The following is a 3,232-nucleotide window of genomic DNA, read 5'->3' on the forward strand; positions in this document are numbered from 1 at the left end:
GCTGCAGCTCAATACCTCACAGGGATAAGCTGGTACGGCCCCCACGAGGCGTAGTATCGATAAGCTTGATCATGTTGACAGCATCGGAAAGCTTAGAGGTTATCAATGTCAATTTGGACAATATACTATTACCCCAGAAGACCTCAATGGGGTTAAAATTTATCGTGCAGGGTTACTGTTATCGGCCTTCAGTTTTGCTTTAGGAAGTGGCTTTGTTTTAGGACAAGGGGCGACTACTCTAACCCTAACTTTACTCACTCCCTTATGTACCTCATNTTGTCTTGGTTTGGGCATTAGCTTAATAACTATTCATATATACTTGCTCCCTCTCCATCGTTTCTTACAGCTATGTAGGGGAATTGGAACCCTAAGCGCTATAATTCTGTCCGTATCATTTCAAGATCCTTTAGCTTTATATATCTATCAAAATCCCCTTACTTTATTGGGAATCGGATTTATCTTTGTAGCCTTGACAGGCATCTATTTTAAGGAGGCGTTTTGCTTTAACCGCCTGGAAACAAAATTATTAACTCCCTTAGTTCCCATGGTTTTATTAGGTCATTTATTCGGGGTTTTATCCGTGGGCATAGAACAAGCTTTACTGGGAATATGGGCAGGTTTATTTATCATTTTTGCCCTAAGGAAATCTGTTCAACCCTTAATCCCTGATATTGGGGATAAATCCGTATTTACCTACCTAAAACAACAACGCTCTGCTTCTGTTTCCTAGTGGAGCAATTATGGTTTTCCACCAAGGCCCACACCCAAAATTTTGGGGTTTGTCTTCGAGTAAACCCCAGTGGATTTTAACCCTCAGAAGGTGTATACTAACCTTACATAAACCCAAATTCTAAATAAACAGTATGGTCGGGCATCCGAAAAGGGAGTGGAGTATGTCAATTAGCCAATCGAGAAATGAAAATGCGGGCAGTCATTAGTGGTTATTATGGTAAAGGAAACGGCGGCGATGAAGCCTTATTGATGTCGTTGTTAGAGATGTTACCCTCTCAAGTTGAACCCATTGTACTCTCAGGAAACCCTCGTAAAACTTACGAACAGTATGGGGTGCAAACTTATCATAATCGGTCTGGATTAGCTATTTTAGAAGCTCTAACAACCTCTGATATTTTTATTTGGGGTGGGGGGAGTTTGATGCAGGATGTTACCAGTTTAGCTAGTCCTATTTATTATGCAGGATTGATGGCATTAGCCCAACAAAAAGGCTTAAAAACCGTTGCTTGGGCGCAAGGAATTGGACCTTTAAATAATCCTTTAACCCGTTGGTTAACTCGTCAAGTTTTATTAGGTTGTACAGCAGTTAGTGTTAGGGATTATAAGTCCGCAGAATTATTATCAAAATGGCACATCAACCCTTTGGTTGCCCCCGATCCTGTCTGGGCTTTAACACCTAAGTCGGTGTTAGGTTTAGCTGATTTACCTGCACCGAGGGTGGCGGTAAATTTAAGGAGTCATCCCCTATTAACTCCTCAAAGGTTAAAGATATTAACTCAAGCTTTAATCGATTTTCAAAAAGCAACTAACACCTGTATCTTATTGGTTCCTTTCCAAGCATCGCAGGACGAAAAAATTGCCCATTCTATCGCTAAACAATTACCAGGAAGTCACAAAATTATTCAATTAGAAAATCCCAGACAATTAAAGGGGTTTTTTAAGGGGGTAGAAATGACCATTGGAATGCGTTTACATAGTTTAATTATGGCAGCTTCACAAGAATGTAAATGTTCTGCACTAAGTTATGATCCTAAAGTGAGCTATTTAATGGAAGAGATCGAAATTCCTGGATGGGACTTAGCCCAACTTCCAAGCGATCCCAATGTTATTAGTACCGCTTGGTTAGAATATTTCGTTAATGGGGAAACCTTGCTCAAAGATCGTATTCAGTCTTTGACAGATCGTGCTTTGATGCACCAAGAAATCTTAACAAAATTAATCCTTGAATAGCAAAAACCCCTGGTGGTTGGACACCAAGGAGGGAAAGTAGGAGAAATTCAATGCAATGAAAACCTTTTTAGTAACTCATTGGAGATGCCCGTTAGTTTTTAACTATAAAAATTTCTTTGCTTGTTACCACACAAACCAATGTAACAGATTCTGTAACGGTTTGTAAAGGATGGTTGACAAATAATTATTTATTGGTTACATAAGGACAGATTATATATGAAAATTTTATTGTCAAGATTTTCCCCGAGCCACTTTTTAAACAACTGCATAATCTGTATATTGACGTATTTCAGGAGATTGAAACCCTAAGACAATATCTTCTTTAGAAACTCCTTGTTTTAGCAGTTCTTGAGCAATTCTCATTTCTGTCATATTTTGCTCAATCCAAATCTTTTCTTGCTTAATATCTATATGTAAAACACAACCATAAACCCTTCGATAGCCATCCCATCCCACATTCATGACTTGGTAATGGTCTTGTTTAGTATCAAAAACTGTATAACAATCAATGGTTCCATTAGCAATAGGGACAGCAGCATAAGCTGTTAACAATGATTGAATTACACTACGATAAAATTCTAGGTTATCCATTGTACAATTACCTCTTGAATTGGGTTATAACCCAGATTCCGCACTTCAAAATGTAGTATAAAACAATACATAGTTTTAAAAAGTCCGAAAATCATACCTGGGCAAGAATATTTCTCTTTTCATTAAATTTTTAGGAAAAATAATCAAATTAAGAAGATTTATACTCATTGAAAACTTAGCAAGACTCAGCACAAACGAAGGAGAGTTTCCTCTTCTCATTTGATATCATTAGACTCTTATTCTTTTATTATTTTTGCTTTATCCAATTCAATTTATAGATAATATCTTTGACAAGATGCAGGTAATAAACTCAATATAAAACGCCTTTCTTCTGTTAAATTGACAATTTGTTTAACTCCGTTTAAAATCACATAATGAATACCTTGAAAACATTGAAATATCCACCTCAAAGTCGGACGCAATGTTACTTTCCCTACTTGATTATTTATTCCTTTTTTGACTCTTTTTAAACAATTTCTTAATTCTCTTTGCCCCAAGTTATAAATCAACAAACACAAAGACATTAAAAATAACATTGTTTCTATTCTTTCTGGTTTTTCAACGAAGAAACTATCAGTAAAAAATAAGGGATCTTTCAAAAATCGAAATCCTCTTTCCGTAGATTGCTGGTTTTTATAAGTTATCAGAATTTCACTAGCTTCTAATTTATTTTCCTCTA

At 36.5% G+C, this 3,232-nt stretch carries 4 protein-coding genes; 2 read left to right on the forward strand and 2 right to left on the reverse strand.

Annotation, left to right across the window (positions count from 1 at the left end):
• The first annotated feature begins 82 nt into the window (after positions 1–82).
• The gene (locus tag CWATDRAFT_RS30710; RefSeq protein ID WP_042712982.1) at positions 83–730 is read left to right on the forward strand and encodes a DUF2301 domain-containing membrane protein; all 648 of its coding nucleotides are present in this window, start codon (positions 83–85) and stop codon (positions 728–730) included.
• A 191-nt stretch (positions 731–921) separates the two neighbouring features.
• Positions 922–1,962 carry a polysaccharide pyruvyl transferase CsaB gene (csaB, locus tag CWATDRAFT_RS30715; protein ID WP_021829436.1) on the forward strand — a complete coding sequence of 347 codons (1,041 nt, stop codon included), beginning with the start codon at positions 922–924 and terminating at the stop codon, positions 1,960–1,962.
• 255 nt (positions 1,963–2,217) lie between these two features.
• Here the strand turns inward: csaB and CWATDRAFT_RS30720 are convergent, their stop codons facing one another.
• Positions 2,218–2,553, reverse strand: a complete 336-nt coding sequence (locus CWATDRAFT_RS30720) for a XisI protein (protein ID WP_007308599.1) — start codon at positions 2,551–2,553, stop codon at positions 2,218–2,220.
• Between the two features lie 272 nt (positions 2,554–2,825).
• Positions 2,826–3,232, reverse strand: a 407-nt coding sequence (locus CWATDRAFT_RS30725) for an IS1634 family transposase (RefSeq protein ID WP_007308598.1), incomplete at its 5' end; no start/stop codon positions are given.

Origin of the sequence: Crocosphaera watsonii WH 8501 (genome assembly GCF_000167195.1) — a bacterium.
GTDB lineage: Bacteria > Cyanobacteriota > Cyanobacteriia > Cyanobacteriales > Microcystaceae > Crocosphaera > Crocosphaera watsonii.